Genomic DNA, 17,620 nt, shown 5'->3' with positions numbered 1-17,620 from the left:
ACTCGGCATGACTAGGGACACAGGCTTGCTGCGGGACAGAGTCATGATGATCACGGGGGCATCCAGCGGGATCGGGGCGGCGGCGGGGCGCGTATTCGCCGACGAGGGCGCGACTGTGGTGCTCATGGCGCGGCGCGAGGACCGGCTGCGCGAGCTCGCCGACCGGATAGCCGCGGGCGGGGGGCGCGCGATGGTCGCCGCGGGGGACGTGACCCGGGAGGGCGAGGTCGAACGGGTCGTCACCGAGGCGGTGGCGCGCTTCGGCCGGCTGGACGGCGCCTTCAACAACGCCGGATACGCGACGTCCGGCAGCTTGCTGCACGAGACGGACGGCTCGGTCTTTGAACAGATCATGGCCGTGAACGTCAGGGGCGTGTGGAACTGCATGCGCCACCAGATCCCCGCGATGCTCGGCTCCGGCCGCCCGGCGTCGATCGTGAACACCTCCAGCGTGGCGGGCGTGCAGGCCACGGGCGCGTCCTCCGCCTATGTGGCGGCCAAGCACGCGGTCCTGGGGCTGACCCGGGCGGCCGCGGCCGAGTACGGCCGACGGGGGGTCCGCGTGAACGCCCTGGTGGTGGGCAGCACGCGCACCGAGATGATGGACCAGGTACTGAAGGACACACCCTCGCTGGAGGAGGACTTCGTCGGGCGCTCCATCCAGAAACGGATGGCCGAACCGGAGGAGATCGCGCGCAACGCCGCCTGGCTCTGCAGCGATCAGGCCTCGTTCGTCACGGGCGTCGCGATGCCGGTGGACGGCGGCTGGACCGCCGCCTGACGCCCGGCGGGTTCACACCACGGCAGCGGCGGCCCGCCCCCGGGAAGGGGGCGGGCCGCCGCTGCCGTATCGATAAGGACGGATGCGGGCGGCCCCGCCAGGGCGTTCACGCGAACATGCGAACCCCCACCGGGGAACGGCCCTCTACCGGGGGAACGGAATGACGTCCCCGCCCGCCCGCACCAGGGCGGCGGGCCCGGGGCCCGCCTTCCGGGCGAGCCGCACCGTGGCGGTGAAGCACTCGACCCCGTCCTGCCACAGCGAGACGACCGTACGCCGGCGCCCCTCCGGGTCCGGGTCCAGCGGGCGCGCCTCGATCCGGCACGGAGCGTCGAGCTCGACGTAGCGGTGGAAGGAGGTCTCCATGCCCGTCACGGACTGGGGGTGGTCGGAGGGGAGCATCAGGGCGGCCTGGCGGGCGGCCTCCAGGAGGAGCAGGCCCGGGGCGTGGTCGAGGGGGTGGTCGAAGAAGAGGGGGTGCGTGGTGTCCACCCGCAGCCGCCACCGGCCGAGGCCCACCGCGGGGCTGAGGACGACATCGCGCAGCCGGGTGCGCCCCAGGACCGACGGCGCGATCGGCGCGATGGGGGCGGCGGGCAGGGCGGTGACGGCTTCGGGGGTGCCGCGGCCCGCCCGCAGTCGCCGGTAGACGGCCGGGGACTGCACGGTCAGGCGCGTGGTGCACTCGGCGAGCGGCCGCCCGCCCCGGACCACGGATATGAGCAGGGTGAGCGCTGCCGCCCGGCTGCCGCGACGGGTCGACTCCAGGCAGGTGACGTGGAGTTCGACGGGTCCGCTCCGGTCGCCCGGGGCCAGGGCCGCCGGGGTCAGCTCGTAACCGAAGTCGTCCCACAGCAGGTGATGCCCGAGAGGGACGTCGTAGGCGCTGTGGCACAGCAGGGGGAAGGACTGGCGCACCGTCTCGGTGAGGAGGAGCAGGTCGAGCGCGGCCCCCCTGGCCGCGTAGTACTCGTGCACCTCGGGCCAGTGGGCCGAGACCACGAACCCGTCACTTCCGTCGGGCCGCAGACCGGTGAGCAGCACCGATCCGGGGCGGGCCTTGTGAACAAGCTCCCCCGCGACGAACGCGACGGGCGGGGCAAGGGTGACGGTGGCGGTGGCGGTGCTTGGCATACGGATACTCCCCCGGGTAGAGAGGCATGAGAGGTATGGGCACAAAGCGCACGGTTGGTACGGGGCGCACCTGCCTGGACGACCGGGGCCCCGAGAGATAAAATAAGGATGATTCTTTTTTTTGTCCAGACTTTACCGGCGAACGGAGCCCGAACATGGAACGTCAGATGCAGGACCGTGCGCTGCGCACACGTGAATTGCTGTTGCGCGCCGCGGCGGAGGAGTTCGACGCGGCCGGGTACGCGGGGACGGGGCTCAACAAGATCGCGAAGCGGGCCGGGCTGACGGTGGGGGCGCTGTACTTCCACTTCGAGTCGAAGGAAGGCATCGCGAGGGCGGTCATGATGGCGCAGCCCGAGAGCATCGAGCCGCACGTCGACACCCAGGGCCTGCAACGCATCGTGGACATCACCCGGGTGTGGTCGCACCAGCTCCTGAAGGACCCGCTGCTGCGCGCCGGTGTACGGCTCTCGGTGGAGCAGGGCAGCTTCGGCGTCAACGACATCTCGCCCTACCTCCAGTGGCGGGACGTCATGGAGCAGTGCCTGTGCGATGCCCGGGACAGCGGGGAGCTGCTGCCGGGGGTCGACCCGAGGTGGGTGGCCGAGTTCGTCGTCAGCGCGTGCACCGGCGTCCAGCTGTACGCGCAGCTGGTGAACGGCCGGAAGGACCTGCCGGAGCGCACGGTCGAGATGTGGCGGCTGCTGCTCCCGGGGATCGCCACGCCCGGGACCCTGCCCCGTATCGATCTCAGCCCGCGGCGCGGCGACAAGTCCTGAGCCGGCCGGCCGTTCAGTTCCCCGTGCGGCCCGCCACCGCCCGTGCCGCGTCAGCGGCCGGCGACCGGCTCCGGCAGCCCCAGCAGCTCCGGCGCCTTCCGGCTCCAGGGGAAGCCGCGGTGCAACTGGAGGACGGAGGGTACGTCGGCGTCGGCGAGGAGTGCCACTGCCGCCAGCACACCGGGCTCGGGTTCGAGCTCCAGGAACCGCCACGGCAGGGCCGCTTCGGACTCGGGCGGCCTGAACGCCAGGACCCCGCGCTCCTCGTGCAGGGTGAAGGAGAAGCTGTCGAAGGGGAGCCCGAGGCCCAGCCCGCGCGCCTTGGAGTACGCCTCCTTCAGCGTCCACAGCCGCAGGGTCCGGCAGTCCCGGGTACGGCCCGGCGCGGCCCGCGCCACCCAGTCCCGTTCGTCCTGCGCGAAGGTCTCGATGATCGCGTCGAGCCCCTGCTCACCGCGGTCGACGCGCTCCACGTCCACCCCGATCCGGTGGCTGCGCACCACGCCGAGCAGGTTGTGGCCCTCGGCATGGGACAGGTTGAAGTCCAGCTCCTGACCGCCGCGCGGCAGTCCGACGGGGGGCCGCTCCAGGAACGGCCGCCCCCGTGCGGACCGCCAGATCACGGCTTCCGCCTCGGGCAGGCCGCTCTCCAGCGCGAGTACGCGCCGAACGAGGGCGTGGGCGACCAGATACTGCCGCCGGTCGTGTTCGAACAGAAAGCGGCTCGCGGTCTCCTGCTCCTCCTCGTCGAGCCAGTGCCGGGCCAGGGTGACGGCGAGTGCGGAGTCGAGCTCGTCGTTGGAGCAGTACCAGAGCTTGATGGGCTCATGGGCCCCGCCGGGCAGCGGCAGGAACACCGGAGCCGCCGCACCTGACACCGGAGCCGCCGCCGCACCGGACGCCGGGGCCGGGGAGGCGGATACCGGGGCCGGGAAGCCGCCGTCCGCTGCCGGGAAGCCGCCGTCCGCTCCGCGTCCGGGTGCCCTTCGCCGTTCCGCGAGGAGCCACACGGCCTGCTCGCGCTCCAGGAGGCCGGCCTTGAACCGGGTGAGTATTTCGCGTTCGTCCATCGTTGTCGCCCGTTCACGCCTGGTGAGGCAGCCGCGTGAGCGCCTCGTCCACCGAAAGCCGGTCCGCGCGCACCGCGTCGAGGAGCGCGCCCAGTTCTTCGTCGGCCGCCGGGCCGCCGACGGCGGGCGGCCCCTCCGCCTTGGCTACGCGCGCGATATGAGCGGCCATCGCGGCGAGCCCGGGGCGGTCGAGCAGGGTGACGGCGGGCTCGTTCATGCCGTACGCGTCGTTGATGGCGGCGACGAACTTCGCCCCGCGGATGGAGTCGACGCCCAGCAGGTTGAAGGGGGCCGAGGGGTCCAGGGCCGCCGGCTCGCAGCCCAGTATCCCCGCCAGACGCTCGCGCAGAAAGCCGAGGATGTCCTGCGTGGCGTCGGGCGTGACAGACGTGGCGGGCTCCGGGGGCGCCGTGTCCCGTTCCTCCACGACACCGGCCTCGCGTGCCACCTGCCCGGCGAACGCCAGCAGCGTGGGGTGGGCGAACAGGGCTGTGGGCTTGAGGCCGGTTCCGTAATGGGCGTTGACCACGGAGACGAACTGGAGGGTCGCTACGGACCCGATGCCCATCGAGCGGAACGTCAGCCCGGGATCGAGCTGCTCGGGCCGCACCTTCAGCACGTCGGCGAGCAGCGATATGAGCTCGGCGACCACCGCGGCCGGTGCCGCGTCGAAGGTCGCCGAGGCGAGAGTCTGGTCTTGAAAGGACATGCGTGGGCTCCAAGTATCCGTCTGTCCGTGTATCCGTGCGGGGTGCGGCGGCTCCCGGGCCCGGCCGTTTCGCCGGGCCCGGGAGCGGCCGGTCAGCCGACGCGTGCGGCGGCCAGGCTCTCCAGGAGCGCGGCGATGACCCCGGGGCCGTTCTGGGTCAGCACGGACTCGGCGTGGAACTGCATGGAGGCGAAGCCGCGGGCGTGCAGACCGTGGACCTCACCGGTCTCCGGATCACGGCTGATCCGCACCGGCCCGTGCTCGGGGTGGTCGAACCCGTCCTCCTCGGCGTGCGCGGCGAAGGTGTTGTAGAAGCCCACCCGCGCACGTCCGCCGAACCAGTCGATCTCGTGCTGGACGCCCTGGTTGGGGACCGGCCTGCGGTGCAGGGGCAGGCCCAGGACGGTGCTGAGCACCTGGTGGCTCAGACAGACGGCCAGGAAGGGGCGGCGCTCCGCCAGCAGCCCGGTGACGGCGGCTCGCAGATGGGCGATCTTGGGGTGGTCCGTCTCGCGCGGATCGCCCGGCCCGGGCCCTAGGATCACCAGGTCGTGCGCGGTCACGTCGTAGGGCTCGTCGAAGCGACGCACCGTGACCTCGCACCCGAGGGAGCGCACCTGGTGAGCGATCATCTCGGTGAAGGTGTCCTCCGCGTCCACCACCAGGACCCGCAGCCCCGCCAGGGGCTGTTCCTGCCCGGAGTGGCCGCCCGGATCGCGCAGCCAGAAGTCGGCGATCCCCCCGTTCCGCCGGTCGAGCGCCGTGCGGACGGCGGGGTGGGCACCGAAGCGGAGGGGCTCGGGTTCACCGAGCGCCGCGAGCAGCCCCGCCGCCTTGGCCCGGGTCTCGCGCACCTCGGACTGGGGGTCCGAGTGGCGCACCAGGGTCGCGCCCGTCCCGATGCTCATCCGTCCCGAGGCGTCGATGTCGGCGGTACGGATGAGGATCGAGGAGTCGAGGGTGCGGCCCCCCGCGGCGTCGCGCCCGATGAGGGCGGCGACCCCGCTGTAGTAGCCGCGCCCGACGGGCTCGTAGCGGCGGATCACCTTGGCCGCGCTCTCCAGCGGGGAGCCGGTCACGGTCGGGGCGAACAGCGTCTCGCGGAGGATGTCGCGGACGTCCCGGTCGGTCGCGCCCTCGATGAAGTACTCGGTGTGCGCCAGGCGTGCCATCTCCTTGAGGTAGGGGCCGACCAGCCGGGCGCCCGAGGGGCAGACGCGCCCCATCATCTTCAGCTCCTCGTCGACGACCATGTAGAGCTCGTCGGTCTCCTTCCGGTCGTCGAGGAACTCCAGGACGCCGTCCAGGGAGGGGCCGTCGGCGGGATAGCGGTAGGTGCCGCTGATCGGGTTCATGACCGCCACGCCGCCGTGCACGCTGATGTGCCGCTCGGGCGTGGCGCCGACGAACGTACGCCCGCCCGTGTGCACGAGGAACGTCCAGTACGCACCGGACTCGCGCTCCATGAGCCGCCGGAAGACGGCCAGGGCCACCTGCCGCGAGAAGCCGGGCAGTTGGGCGACGAAGGAACGCTTGATGACGAAGTTGGCCCCCTCTCCGGTGCCGATCTCGGTGTCGATCACGCGGCGCACGATGTCCGCGTACTCCTCGTCGGGCACGTCGAACCGCCCGTCGACGAACTTGACCGGCCCGCCCGGGAGCCGGGACAGCGTCGCGCCGAGCGGCACCGTCGCCTGCTCCCGTACGGCCATGGAGAGCAGGGACTCGCCGTCGGCGCGGGCCTGGTACCCCCGCTCGGTGATCTGCCCGTACGGGATCATGACCAGCAGGTCGTGCCCCGCACCGGGCGGCGGGTCCTCGGCGAGCGGCAGATCCTTGAGCGCGGCGACCTCGGTCACCTCGCCGAGGAGGATCTCCAGGGTGTCGGCCCCGGCCTGCTCCGGCCTGTGGAGCAGGGCGAAGTCGTCGGCGCCGCCGTCGAGGATCCGCGCCAGGAGGTCGGGGGTTTCGTGTACTGATGCCATGGTCTTCCCCGTGGGGTGAGGTGGTACGGACTGCGCGTTCACCGGCCGGCTCCGGACTCGCCGGGTTCGCCGAGCTCACCGAGTGCGGTCTTGGTCGTGAGCACCCGACCGGCGCGCCGTGCGACGTAGTCCAGGGCGAGGCGGTGGTCGTCGGCCGAGAAGTCGGCCACGGCGTCGGCAACCAGGAAGGGCTGGATGTCGTGGGTGTACGCGTCCACCGCGGTCATCAGGACGCCGATGTGCGCGTAGACGCCGCAGACGATCAGCTGGTCGCGCCGGTGGAAGCGCATGCGCTCCAGCAGGTCGGACCGGTGGAAGGCGCTGTACCGCCACTTGGTGAACTCCCAGTCGCCCGGACGGGATTCGAGCCCGGGGACGATCCTGCGGTCCTCCGGGGTGGGGTTCATCCCCGGCCCCCAGAAGTCGCGGAGCAGACCGCGCTGCCGCGTGGTCATGCCGCCGGGCTGGGCGGTGTAGGCGACGGGGATGCCCAGCTCGGCGCAGCGGTCCCTGAGGAGGGCGGCGTTGGAGACGAGGGCGCCGCCGGGTTCGCCGGTGCGGGGAAAGGGCCTGAGGAAGAACTCCTGCATGTCGTGGAGGAGCAGCACGGCCCGGTCCGGGTCGGGCGCCCAGCTCACGGTGTTGTCGGGGAGGTCCCCTTCCGCCGGCATGGGGTAGGGCTCGACGGGCGGTATGTGAGGCACGGGAAGTCGCGTCCTTTCCGTGGTGACTGGTGAGTGGTGAGTGGTGACGGGATGTGTGAGGGAGGTACGGGGAGGGCTATCCGCGCCAGGCGGAGACGACCTCGACCGCCTGCTGGGGGTTGAGCCGCGGGTCGCAGAAGCTCAGGTACTTCTCACCCAGCCGCCCGAGCTCGGCTTCGTCGCGCACGCACTCGACCACCGCCTCCGGAGTGGTCTCCAGGTGCAGCCCGGCGGCCACCCCGCCGTTCTGCGTGACGGCCTCCTGGAAGTTCACGACCTCCTGGACCACGGTCTTCACGAGGCGGGTCTTGGTCCCGTCCGGGCCGCTGACGGTGTTGCCGTGCATGGGGTCCGACATCCACAGCACGGGGTGCCCCGCGTCGTGAACCGCCTTGACCAGCGCGGGAAGGGTGCGGGCCGCGTGGTCCGCGCCCATCCGCGAGATGAGGGTGAGGCGACCGGGCTGGCGCTGGGCGTCGAGCCGGTCGCACAGGGCCAGCAGCTCGTCCGGCGTCATCGTGGGTCCCACCTTGACCGCGACGGGGTTGGAGACGGCGGCGAGCAGCGCGATGTGCGGGCCGTCGAGCTGCCGGGTGCGCTCCCCCACCCAGGGCCAGTGGGTGGAGGTGAGGAGCAGCGAGCCGTCCGATTCCCGCCGCAGCAGGGGGAGTTCGTAGTCGAGCAGCAGCGTCTCGTGGCTCGTCCAGACGGGCACGTCGAGGTCCGTCCTGCTCTCGGTGCCGCGCCAGCCCAGGAAGTGGATGATGTCGCTGGCGGAGCGGTACCCGGACAGCAGGTTCCGGGGGTCGGGGCGGCGCAGCTCGGCGTCGGGCTCCGGGCGGTTGACCATGTGGCCGCGGTAGACGGGGAGTTCCTGCCCGTCTACCTTCTCGACGGCCGCCGAGCGGGGCTTGGCGTACTGCCCGGCGATCCGGCCGACCCGCAGCACCGGCAGACCGGAGGCCAGGCGCATCGTCCCGGCGAGGACGTCGAGCAGCGCGCCCTTGCGCCGGACGTCCGTCGGAGTCGCCTCCGCGGGGTCCTCCGCGCAGTCACCTGCCTGGACGATCTGGAGGCGGCCCGCGGCGGCCTCCATGAGCAGGGTGCGCAGCCGCTGCGCCGCCTCGGCGTCCACGAGGGCGGGCATCCGGCTCAGGTCCGTGCGGACCGCTTCGAGCTCGGGGTGGCCTTCCCAGTCGGGCTGCTGGAGTGCGGGCATGGAACGGAGATAAGAGACTATGTCGATCATTGGGTTCCCTCGCGTGGGCCGGACACGGGCGGTCCGGCTGTCGACAGACCTGGTGGTGCGCCAAGGAGCACGGAAAAGCAGGCGCAGAATCGGACGCGGAAGCACATGCGGATGCAGATGCGGATGGTGATGTCGCGCGCCCTTCGGCGGCTTTCGGCCGGAGAGTTCTTTCCCGGCATGAAAGCCCATGGAGATCCCGGGGTGTTGAGCCGCGTATCCATTGCTCAGCTCAGACGTGGAAATCCGGCGCTTCTCGCACCGCCGGCCGACCGGGACCATCTCTCGGACGGGTATCACTCTTGAGCCACGGCGGCCGACGGACAACCCGGCGGAACATAGTCCGTCAGGTGGACGGCGTCCCCGGGCCCAGCTCCTGCCGTTCGGCGGATCACCCAGGGCGGACCTGACGGACTCCAACTCATGGGCTCGAATGTTCGGTTCGGCCCCGCCTAGCATCACGGCGCGCCCTGGGCGATGGGGAGGGGATTTCGCCGGCCGCGCCCCGCGGGGCGATTCCCTGTTCGTCCGGCCTCAAGCGTCCGACGTCAAGAGTCGGCGTAATCCAGTGATGCGATACGGAGATTCATCATGCGACTTGCGCGAGTGATGGCCGACATAATGGAGCAGTTCGCCGAACGCCCCGCCCTCGGGGAACGCGCGAAGGAACTCGTCGAGGAAGCCGGTACGGGCCGTACCCGTATCGGCCTGCTGCCCCGGTACGAGATGACCACCTACGGCGAACTCTGGCAGCGGGTCCGCTCGGTGGCGAGCGCCTGGCACCACGACGGCAGCCCCTACGCGGTACGGGCCGGGGACCGGGTGGCGATTCTCGGTTTCGCCAGCATCGATTACACGACGGTCGATCTCGCCTGCGCCCATCTCGGTGCGGTCAGCGTTCCTCTCCAGACCAGCTCCGCGGTGTCACAGCTGAACGCCATCGTCGAGGAGACCGAGCCGGTCGTCGTCGCGACGAGCATCGAGCGCCTGGACACGGCGGTCGAACTGGCCCTGGCGAACCCGTCGGTGCGGCGCCTGGTGCTGTTCGACTACGTACCGGAGGTGGACGATCAGTCCGACCGGTTCACCGCGGCCCGGGAACGCCTGGCGGAGCACGGGCGCGAGCCGGTCATCGACCTCCTGGAGGACGTACGCGCACGAGGGGCCGAGCTCCCCGAGGCGCCGCTGTTCGACATCGAGGGCGACGAGGACCCGCTCGCCATGCTCATCTACACCTCGGGCAGCACGGGAACCCCCAAGGGCGCCATGTACACCGAGCGGCTGGCCCGGGCCATGTGGGGCGGGGCCTGGTCGCAGCTGTTCTCGGACGAGCACGCGGCGAACCTCCACTACATGCCGATGAGTCATGTCGCCGGACATTCCTCGCTGAAGAACACCCTGGCGCGCGGCGGCACCACGTACTTCACGGCGAACAGCGACCTGTCCTCCTTCCTGGAGGACATGGCGCTGGCGAGGCCCACGGAGATGTCGCTTGTTCCGCGCGTGTGCGAAATGCTCTTCCAGAAGTACCAGAGCGAACTCGACCGCCGGTCGGCCAAGGGCGGCGACGGAGACCTGGAGCGGATCGAGACCGAGGTCAGGAAGGACATTCGCGAGAATGTCCTGGGCGGCCGTGTCGGATGGGCCAGTTGCGGATCGGCCCCGCTCTCCGCCGAACTCAAGGAATTCACCGAATCCCTGCTGGGGATCGAAGTGCACATCATCTACGGTTCCACCGAGGCCGCCGCCGTCTCGGTCGACGGAAAGCTCCTGAAGCCCCCGGTCATCGACCACAAACTCGTCGACGTACCGGAACTCGGCTACTACCGGACCGATTCACCGCACCCCCGGGGTGAACTCCTCCTCAAGACCGAGGCGATGGTGCCCGGCTATTACAAGCGGCCGGATCTCAACGCCGAGATATTCGACGAGGACGGCTATTACCGTACGGGCGACATCGTCGCGGAGATCGAGCCGGGACGTCATGTCGTCGTGGACCGGCGCAAGAACGTACTCAAGCTGTCCCAGGGCGAGTTCGTCGCCACCTCCCGCCTGGAGGCGGTCTTCGCGGTCAGCCCGCTGGTCCGGCAGATATTCGTGTACGGGAACAGCGAGCGGTCCTATCTGCTCTCGGTGGTCGTCCCGACCGCGGATGCCCTGGAGCAGTCCGGCGCCGACGAGACGACGCTCAAGAAGCTCCTCGGGGAGTCGTTCCAGGAGATCGCGAAGGAGGTCGGGCTGAACTCCTACGAGATACCGCGCGACTTCCTGATCGAGACCGAGCCGTTCAGCCAAAGCAACGGCCTGCTCTCCGACCACCGCAAGCTCCTGCGCCCCCAGCTCCTGGAGAAGTACCGCCCGGCCCTGGAGGAGACCTACTCCGCCATCGCCTCCAGGGAGAAGGACGAGCTGCGCGACGTACGCCGCGGCGGCAAGGACCGGCCGGCGCTGGAGACGGTGCAGCGGGCGGCCCAGGCGCTGCTGTCCACCGCGACGTCCGGGATCGGCCCCGGCACGCGCTTCCGGGAGATCGGCGGGGACTCCATGTCCGCGGTGACCTTCTCCGATCTTCTTTACGACATCTTCGGCATCCGCGTCCCCGTGGACGTGATCATCAGTCGCGGCACGGACCTGCGGCGGATCGCGGGCTATGTGGAGGAGAAGCTCGCGGCAGGTCCCGGGCGGGTGAGTTTCGCGTCGGTCCACACGGAGGGCAGCACGCGGGTCCGGGCCGTGGACCTGACCCTCGACAAGTTCATCGACGAGGAGACGCGTGCCGCCGCCCCGGCCCTGCTGAGGACCGTGGGACAACCTCGCACCGTGCTGCTCACGGGGGCCGGCGGCTATCTGGGCCGGTTCCTCTGCCTGGAGTGGCTGCGGCGGCTCGCCCCAGTGGGCGGCAAGCTGATCTGCGTGGTGCGCGGGACGGACGACGCCGCGGCCCTGGCACGGCTGGTGGAGGCCTTCGGCGACCAGGACGGGGCCGGGGACGGCGAGCCCGCCCGGACGTTCCAGGACCTGGCCCGCGACCACCTGGAGGTCCTGGCGGGCGACATGGCGGAGCCCCGGCTCGGCCTGGACGAGCAGGTGTGGCAGCGGCTGGCCGGCGAGGTGGACCGGATCGTCCACGCCGGCGCCCTGGTGAACCACGTGCTGCCCTACAACCACCTCTTCGACGCCAATGTGGTCGGGACCGCCGAGCTGATCCGCCTGGGGCTCACAGGCCGGCTGAAGCCGTTCACGTACATATCGAGCGTGGCGGTCGCGGCGTCGCTGCCCGGCGGCGGGGCCCTGGACGAGGACTCCGACGTCCGCGTCGCCCTCCCCGACCAGCCGGTCGACGACGGTTACGCCAGTGGCTACGCGACCAGCAAGTGGGCCGGTGAGGTGCTGCTGCGGGAGGCGCACGACCTGTACGGCCTCCCGGTCACGACGTTCCGCTCGAACATGATCCTGGCGCACACCGGTTACGCGGGGCAGCTGAACGTCACCGACATGTTCACGCGGCTGCTGCTGAGCCTCATCGTCACGGGCATCGCCCCGCGCTCCTTCTACGAGACCGACGGCACGGACCGCCGCCCACGCGCCCACTACGACGGCCTCCCGGTCGACTTCACCGCAGAGGCCGTGGTGACGCTGGGAGGCGAGGCACGGGCGGGGTACCGGACCTACAGCCTGGTGAACCCGCACGACGACGGCATCTCGCTGGACACCTTCGTCGACTGGCTGAACGAGGCCGGTCACCGCATCGACCGGGTCGAGGACTACGACGACTGGCTCGCGAGGTTCGAAACGGCGCTGCGCGCGGCTCCGGAGCCGCAGCGGAAGCACTCGATCCTTCCGCTGCTCGACGCACACCGGACTCCGGAGCCTGTCATCAGCGGATCGGCCATTCCGTCCGCCCGCTTCCAGGCAGCGGTAAAGGAGGCGGGCCTGGGCCCGACGGGCGCTGTCCCGCAGCTCTCCCCGGCGTTCATCAAGAAGTACGCGGAGGACTTGGGGCACCTGATCGCTCCGTGACCTCCGTGACCTCCGTGACCTCCGTGACGGAGGGGGGCGGTGCGCACACCTGACAGCGGGGCTGGGCGCACCGCCCGGCGGGAGGGACGCTCAGCCGTACCCGTACCGGTAAAGGTCGCGAGTGGCCCCGCTCTCACTCACCGTCGCCGTCGCCGGAGGTCCGCCCCCTGGAATTCGTCCCGGGCAGGCGGGCCTCCCCCACGGCCTCGGCCTCGGCCTTCGCGTCGCTCACGGCGGCGGCGGCCTGCATGGCGACCTCGTTGGCGGCCTCGGCGGCGTCCAGCGACAGGGACGAGGCGGCCTCCAGCTCCGGCGCGGCGCCCTCGCCCGAGGCGGACGTCCCCGCGGCGGCCGCCTCGTCGTCCTCGGCGGACGGAGGAAGCCCCGTGTTCGACTGGTCGCCGAAGGCGCTGGTCACGGCGCGGACTGCCTCGGTCAGCTCGCCGGGGATCACCCAGAACGTATTGTTCTCGCTCTTCGCGAGGTGCGGGAGCGTCTCCAGGTACTTGTAGGCGAGAACCTTCGCGTCGGCGTTGTTGCGGTGGACGGACTTGAAGACGAGCTCCACCGCCTTCGCCTCACCGTCCGCGCGCAGGATCATGGCCTGCTGCGTGCCCTGTGCCTCCAGGATGTCCTTCTGCTTCGTACCCTCCGCGGTGAGGATCTTGGCCTGCCGCTCCCCTTCGGCGTGGAGGATGGCCGCGCGCTTGTCACGCTCGGCACGCATCTGCTTCTCCATCGCCTCTTTGATGGTGTTCGGCGGATCGATGGCCTTGATCTCGACGCGGTTGACCCGGATGCCCCACTTGCCGGTCGCGTCGTCGAGGACCGCACGGAGCCGGGCGTTGATCTCCTCACGGGAGGTGAGGGTTCCCTCCAGGTCCATACTGCCGATGACGTTGCGCAGGGTGGTCACCGTGAGCTGGTCGATCGCCTGCAGATAGTCGGCGACCTCGTAGGCCGCCGCCCGCGGATCAGTGATCTGGTAATAGAGCACGGTGTCGATGTTCACCACGAGGTTGTCCTCGGTGATCACCGGCTTGGGGTCGGACGAGTACACCTGCTCACGCACGTCGAGCTTGGTGTTGACCCGGTCCGCGACCGGCATGACGAAGTTCAGACCGGGCTGGAGCGTCCGGCGGTACCGGCCGAACCGCTCGATGTTGTAGCGGCGCGCCTGCGGAACGATCCGTACCGTGGCGGCGACAAGAAAGACGACGACGATCACGGCCACAAGAATCGGGATGACAACCGGATCCATGCTTCCTCCTTCGCTCGTGTCCAGCCGTTCACGGGAGGAGCTCGCGGGGGTACACGACAGCGGTGGCGCCCTCGATCTCCATGACGTCCACCAGTGCTCCCACCGGGATCACATGGGTTTCGTCGAGAGCACGGGCGGACCATTCCTCACCGGCTACCTTGATCAGCCCGTGGGTCGCGGTGACCTCCTGCACGACCTCGGCCCGCTTGCCGATCAGCGCGTCGCTGCCCTCGTGGGTGAGGGGTGACTGCGCCATGGCCCGCAGGGCGATGGGACGGACGACGAGGAGACCTGCTGCCGCTGCCAGTCCGAGGGCCACCAGCTGGCCGAGAAGACCGATGCCCACACCGGCCACGACAGCCGCGACCAGCGCCGCTCCGGCCAGCAACCCGAAGACCAGCGTCAGGGTGAAGAACTCCGCAGCGCCCAGCGCCGCGGCGGCGAGCAGCCAAGCAAGCCACGGCATCGAATCAGCCTCCCCAAGGGGACCTATACACCAATCTACCCTCCGGACACCGACCGGAACCGCTCATGCGTACGTCCGTACGAAACCGGCGACGCCCCGGGCCGGGCCCCGGCCCGCTTCGCCGAGTCCGTCAACGACCTGGGCGACCACGGCCGAGCGATCCTCCGCTCCGGTTCTGGCGGGTGGGCGCCCCCACGGCCCGACTGCGCCCGATTCACTCGGTCGGCATGAGCCTCTCGTCCGTCATGCCGAGACGAGCCTGTTCCTCCTCGACGATCCGGCGTGCCAGCTCGGTGTCCGACACGTCGACCGCGTCCGGGGTGGCTTCGGCCACGGCGCTGCGGCGGGCGTAGGCGTCGAACAGGCGCGTCTCTCCACCATGCGTTCGTCCACGCCCCCGGTGGCGAGGAGACGGTGCACGCGAACGGGCCTGACCTGGCCCATACGGTGGGCCCGGGCCACCGCCTGATGCTCGATGGTCGGCTTGATCTGGGGTTCGCAGATGACGACCACGGATGCGGCCTGCATGTTGAGGCCGATGCCCGCTGCCTGGATCTGCCCCAGGAGCACCGCAGGGCCCTGAACACCGGCGAAGTCGTCGACGATCTCCTGGCGACGCCCGGCCGGGACGCTTCCGGTCAGCGGACCGAGCACCGGAGTGGCCCCGGTGGTTCCGGCCGCGAGGGCCTCCCGCACAACGCCGAGTACGTCCTTGAAGTTGGAGAAGACCACCGTCTTCTGCCCGTTCTCGCCTGCCTCCTGAACGATCTCCCGGAGCCGGTCCAGCTTGGCCGACTTCTCGGGGCGCATGTACGCGGCCCTGCGCATGGCCATGAAGTTGCCCGCGCGCACGGCTTCGCGGTACGCCTCCTCGTCCGATGCGCTCAGCTCCTCCCACTCGTCGGTCTGCTGGAGGCTCGGGAGTTCCGTGAGCACGTCCTCCTGGTTGCGCCGCAGGTAGACCGGGGCCACGGCCTTGCGGAAGGCCACCGATCCGGCCAACGCGTCCCGCTCACCTAGGGAGTCCGCGACGTCGCCGTCGAGCATCCGGACCAAGTTGCGGAACTCCACGACCCTGTTCTCCATCGGGGTTCCGGTCATGAGAAGGGTGCGCTCACAACGCTCCGCCCACAGGCCGACCGCTTGGGACCGCTTGGTCTTCGGGTTCTTCACGGCGTGCGCCTCGTCGACCACCAGCAGCCCGACCTCCCCGCCGCCCGGTGCGGGAAAGCCGCGCAGCGCGTCGAACGTGGTCACCCCAACGCCGCCCCGCCCCTTCCAGTCGGCGAACGCGTAGTGCCGGTCGGGTCCGTGGAGCACCATGACGCGCAGGGCGCTGCGGGCCCCGATCTCCCGCGTCCAGTTCACGAGGACGCTCGCCGGGCAGACGACCATGAAGTGACTCTGTCCCTCGGCGGCCAGGTGGGCGAGGACGGCGATCGCCTGGATGGTCTTCCCGAGGCCCATCTCGTCGCCGAGTATCACCTTGCGCTGCGCAAGCGCGAACCGTGCGCCGAACGCCTGGTAACCGCGCAGGGAGACCCGCCGGTGGGTGTCGTCGAGGTGCTGGGTCCGTACCCGCTCCGCGATCTCGTCCGACAGGAAGCCCTCTGCGGCAGCCGCGTCCGGCAGCCGCCCGGAGATCTCGGCGAGCAGGCTGTAGTACTCGGCGGAGCGGAGTTCGAAGTCCACCCAGGCCGCGACGTCGGACGAGAGCCCCCGAAGCAGGTCCACCGACGCCTGGGCGAGCAGCTCGGGCAGACCGGCCCGCTCCGCCTCGTCCACCAGCGACCGGATCTCGGCGACCGCCGCCCACGCGCGGGCCTTCTTCTCCCGGCCGGCCAGAAGCATCCGGACCCTGCTGGCGGCGGGCCTCGAGTCGGCCAGCAACGGACCGAGCCGTTGCGCCAGCTCGGTGGCCTTGTCGACCGCACGCCGGGCCTCCGGGCCCGCCTCCACCAGGACGTGCAGGGCCATGACGAGCGCGGTGGTACGCGGCTCCGGCCGGTCCACGTCGATGTGGACGGCCACGGTCTCGTGCACAGCCTCGGAAAGCCGGCGCGCGGCGGCGAGCATCTGGTCGACAGTGCGCTGCCCGACACCGGGAATCTGCCGCAGCCGGTAGGGGCCTGCTTCCAGGACGCTGCCCAGGGTGCGCAGTCCGCTCTTCTCGACGCTCCCCAGCCGCAGCCGCCCTTCGGTGACGTCCTGAAGCCGGGCGACGGGAATGGCGTCGAGCTCCCGCTTCACCGCCGCGTCGTGGATCGGCTTCAGTGCCGCGCGTACCGCCTCCACTGCCCGTCCGTGGTCACCGGCCACCGCCTGCGCCGCCTCATACAGTCGCGCTCCCCTGGCGACTGTGTCCCGCTCGCCACGCCCCACGCTTCCCGCCCCTCTCCGGCCCTCCCCGCATCCTCCCACCGCCCGCACGGGCCCCGACGGGCGTTCGCAGCTCCCTGCGGACCGATCGGACCCCACGGGGAGCTGTTCACCCCGAAGCCGTACGACCGCCGGCAGGATTGGCACCAAGGACCGCCGCCATCGCCCGCAACGCGCCCCGGCCTGTCACTGTCCCGATTGCCCACTGCCCACCCAGGCGGAACGCCGACGCCCGCCCCCCGCCCACCCCGTAGCCAGACCCCACCCACCAGACACCACACACAGAAAACCGCGCTGGGACAGGGGCTCACCGCGCGCCGCTACGCTCGCCTCATGAGCGAGATCGTGGTGGTGCGGGATGGCTCCGGGCCGGAGATCCTGCTTGTGCATGGCGGTGCGGGCCCGCGGACGACGTGGGGCCCTGTAGCTCCACTGGCCGACCGGTGGACACTGGCGTACGTTCATCGCCGCGGATATCCGCCGAGCCCACCACCGCGGAAACGGCAGGACTTCGCGGTGGACGCCCTGGACCTGGCCCCGCTGCTCGTCCGTCGGCCCCACGTCGTGGCCCACTCCTACGGCGCCCTCGGTGCGTTGGCCGCAGCCGCTGCCGCCCCGGGCAGCGTGCGCTCGCTCACCCTGATCGAGCCACCGCTCAACTACCTTGTCCCTGATGACCCCGAGGTGGCACGGCTCGAACGCCTCGGCGATACGGTCCTCGCCCGCGGTATGGATACGGCCCCGACCCAACTGCGGGAGTTCCTCCAGCTCACAGGTGCGCCCGTGGTCGATGGTCCGCTCCCCGAAGACGTGGTCGCCGGTGTTCGACGGGCGCATGGTGGCCGACCGCCCAGCGAGGCGCGCCCGCGGCTCGACGTGATCCGGGACGCCGGCGTCCCGGTACTCGTCACGTCCGGAGACCACGCGGCCGCGCTTGAGCGGATCTGCGACGCCCTCGCGGATGCGCTCGGCGGGGAGCGCAGCGTGCATCCGGGCGCCGGTCACTTCGTCGCCGCAGCACCGGGCTTCGCCGACCGGCTTGAGACCTTCCTGTGCGAGAACGTCACGTGACGATCGGGGCCGGCT

At 70.8% G+C, this 17,620-nt stretch carries 12 protein-coding genes and 1 pseudogene; 4 read left to right on the top strand and 9 right to left on the bottom strand.

What is annotated here, in order from left to right; genetic code table 11:
- Positions 1 to 7: 7 nt before the first annotated feature.
- Positions 8 to 781, top strand: coding sequence for an SDR family NAD(P)-dependent oxidoreductase (locus CIB93_RS14605; RefSeq protein ID WP_107470959.1), 774 nt, complete (start codon positions 8 to 10; stop codon positions 779 to 781).
- A gap of 144 nt (positions 782 to 925) precedes the next feature.
- Here the strand turns inward: CIB93_RS14605 and CIB93_RS14600 are convergent, their stop codons facing one another.
- Positions 926 to 1,915 carry a ScbA/BarX family gamma-butyrolactone biosynthesis protein gene (locus tag CIB93_RS14600; RefSeq protein ID WP_096627240.1) on the bottom strand — a complete coding sequence of 330 codons (990 nt, stop codon included), beginning with the start codon at positions 1,913 to 1,915 and terminating at the stop codon, positions 926 to 928.
- Positions 1,916 to 2,070: 155 nt separating this feature from the next.
- Between CIB93_RS14600 and CIB93_RS14595 the strand changes: the two genes are divergently transcribed.
- On the top strand, positions 2,071 to 2,694 hold the full coding sequence (locus CIB93_RS14595; protein WP_096627239.1) for a ScbR family autoregulator-binding transcription factor: 624 nt from the start codon (positions 2,071 to 2,073) through the stop codon (positions 2,692 to 2,694).
- A gap of 50 nt (positions 2,695 to 2,744) precedes the next feature.
- Here CIB93_RS14595 and CIB93_RS14590 read toward each other — a convergent pair whose 3' ends face one another.
- The 5 genes from CIB93_RS14590 to CIB93_RS14570 form a co-directional block, all read right to left on the bottom strand.
- A complete protein-coding gene (locus tag CIB93_RS14590; RefSeq protein ID WP_096627238.1) occupies positions 2,745 to 3,764 on the bottom strand; it encodes a 4'-phosphopantetheinyl transferase superfamily protein in 1,020 nt (339 codons plus the stop codon).
- 13 nt (positions 3,765 to 3,777) lie between these two features.
- Positions 3,778 to 4,473, bottom strand: coding sequence for an acyl carrier protein (locus CIB93_RS14585; RefSeq protein WP_096627237.1), 696 nt, complete (start codon positions 4,471 to 4,473; stop codon positions 3,778 to 3,780).
- A 92-nt stretch (positions 4,474 to 4,565) separates the two neighbouring features.
- Complete coding sequence (locus CIB93_RS14580; protein ID WP_096627236.1) at positions 4,566 to 6,458, bottom strand: anthranilate synthase family protein; 1,893 nt, start codon at positions 6,456 to 6,458, stop codon at positions 4,566 to 4,568.
- Positions 6,459 to 6,496: 38 nt separating this feature from the next.
- Positions 6,497 to 7,162 (bottom strand): isochorismatase family protein, encoded by a 666-nt coding sequence (locus CIB93_RS14575; RefSeq protein WP_096627235.1) that lies wholly within the window; start codon positions 7,160 to 7,162, stop codon positions 6,497 to 6,499.
- Positions 7,163 to 7,238: 76 nt separating this feature from the next.
- Positions 7,239 to 8,381, bottom strand: a complete 1,143-nt coding sequence (locus CIB93_RS14570; protein WP_373558751.1) for a 3-deoxy-7-phosphoheptulonate synthase — start codon at positions 8,379 to 8,381, stop codon at positions 7,239 to 7,241.
- Between the two features lie 603 nt (positions 8,382 to 8,984).
- On the opposite strand from CIB93_RS14570, the gene car reads away from it, so the two are divergent.
- Complete coding sequence (car, locus tag CIB93_RS14565; RefSeq protein WP_306454817.1) at positions 8,985 to 12,428, top strand: carboxylic acid reductase; 3,444 nt, start codon at positions 8,985 to 8,987, stop codon at positions 12,426 to 12,428.
- 133 nt (positions 12,429 to 12,561) lie between these two features.
- On the opposite strand, the gene CIB93_RS14560 is transcribed toward car, so the two are convergent.
- The 3 genes and pseudogenes from CIB93_RS14560 to CIB93_RS14550 all read right to left on the bottom strand — a co-directional run bounded on the left by CIB93_RS14560 (position 12,562) and on the right by CIB93_RS14550 (position 16,537).
- A complete protein-coding gene (locus CIB93_RS14560; protein WP_096627232.1) occupies positions 12,562 to 13,689 on the bottom strand; it encodes an SPFH domain-containing protein in 1,128 nt (375 codons plus the stop codon).
- Between the two features lie 28 nt (positions 13,690 to 13,717).
- Complete coding sequence (locus CIB93_RS14555) at positions 13,718 to 14,155, bottom strand: NfeD family protein (RefSeq protein ID WP_096627231.1); 438 nt, start codon at positions 14,153 to 14,155, stop codon at positions 13,718 to 13,720.
- A 214-nt stretch (positions 14,156 to 14,369) separates the two neighbouring features.
- Positions 14,370 to 16,537: pseudogene (locus tag CIB93_RS14550) on the bottom strand (DEAD/DEAH box helicase).
- 330 nt (positions 16,538 to 16,867) lie between these two features.
- Between CIB93_RS14550 and CIB93_RS14545 the strand changes: the two are divergent.
- On the top strand, positions 16,868 to 17,605 hold the full coding sequence (locus CIB93_RS14545; RefSeq protein ID WP_096627230.1) for an alpha/beta fold hydrolase: 738 nt from the start codon (positions 16,868 to 16,870) through the stop codon (positions 17,603 to 17,605).
- Positions 17,606 to 17,620: the final 15 nt, after the last annotated feature.

Source organism: Streptomyces sp. WZ.A104 (genome assembly GCF_002382885.1).
Classification (GTDB): Bacteria; Actinomycetota; Actinomycetes; order Streptomycetales; family Streptomycetaceae; genus Streptomyces.
The sequence above is the reverse complement of the archived record's forward strand: the minus strand, read 5'-3'. Positions and strand labels throughout refer to the sequence as shown.

Excerpts from the sequence above, each read along its gene's own strand:
- CIB93_RS14605 (WP_107470959.1), top strand. The coding sequence starts at position 8 with ATGACTAGGGACACAGGCTTGCTGCGGGACAGAGTCATGATGATCACG.
- CIB93_RS14600 (WP_096627240.1), bottom strand. The coding sequence starts at position 1,915 with ATGCCAAGCACCGCCACCGCCACCGTCACCCTTGCCCCGCCCGTCGCG.
- CIB93_RS14595 (WP_096627239.1), top strand. The coding sequence starts at position 2,071 with ATGGAACGTCAGATGCAGGACCGTGCGCTGCGCACACGTGAATTGCTG.
- CIB93_RS14590 (WP_096627238.1), bottom strand. The coding sequence starts at position 3,764 with ATGGACGAACGCGAAATACTCACCCGGTTCAAGGCCGGCCTCCTGGAG.
- CIB93_RS14585 (WP_096627237.1), bottom strand. The coding sequence starts at position 4,473 with ATGTCCTTTCAAGACCAGACTCTCGCCTCGGCGACCTTCGACGCGGCA.
- CIB93_RS14580 (WP_096627236.1), bottom strand. The coding sequence starts at position 6,458 with ATGGCATCAGTACACGAAACCCCCGACCTCCTGGCGCGGATCCTCGAC.
- CIB93_RS14570 (WP_373558751.1), bottom strand. The coding sequence starts at position 8,381 with ATGCCCGCACTCCAGCAGCCCGACTGGGAAGGCCACCCCGAGCTCGAA.
- CIB93_RS14560 (WP_096627232.1), bottom strand. The coding sequence starts at position 13,689 with ATGGATCCGGTTGTCATCCCGATTCTTGTGGCCGTGATCGTCGTCGTC.
- CIB93_RS14555 (WP_096627231.1), bottom strand. The coding sequence starts at position 14,155 with ATGCCGTGGCTTGCTTGGCTGCTCGCCGCCGCGGCGCTGGGCGCTGCG.
- CIB93_RS14545 (WP_096627230.1), top strand. The coding sequence starts at position 16,868 with ATGAGCGAGATCGTGGTGGTGCGGGATGGCTCCGGGCCGGAGATCCTG.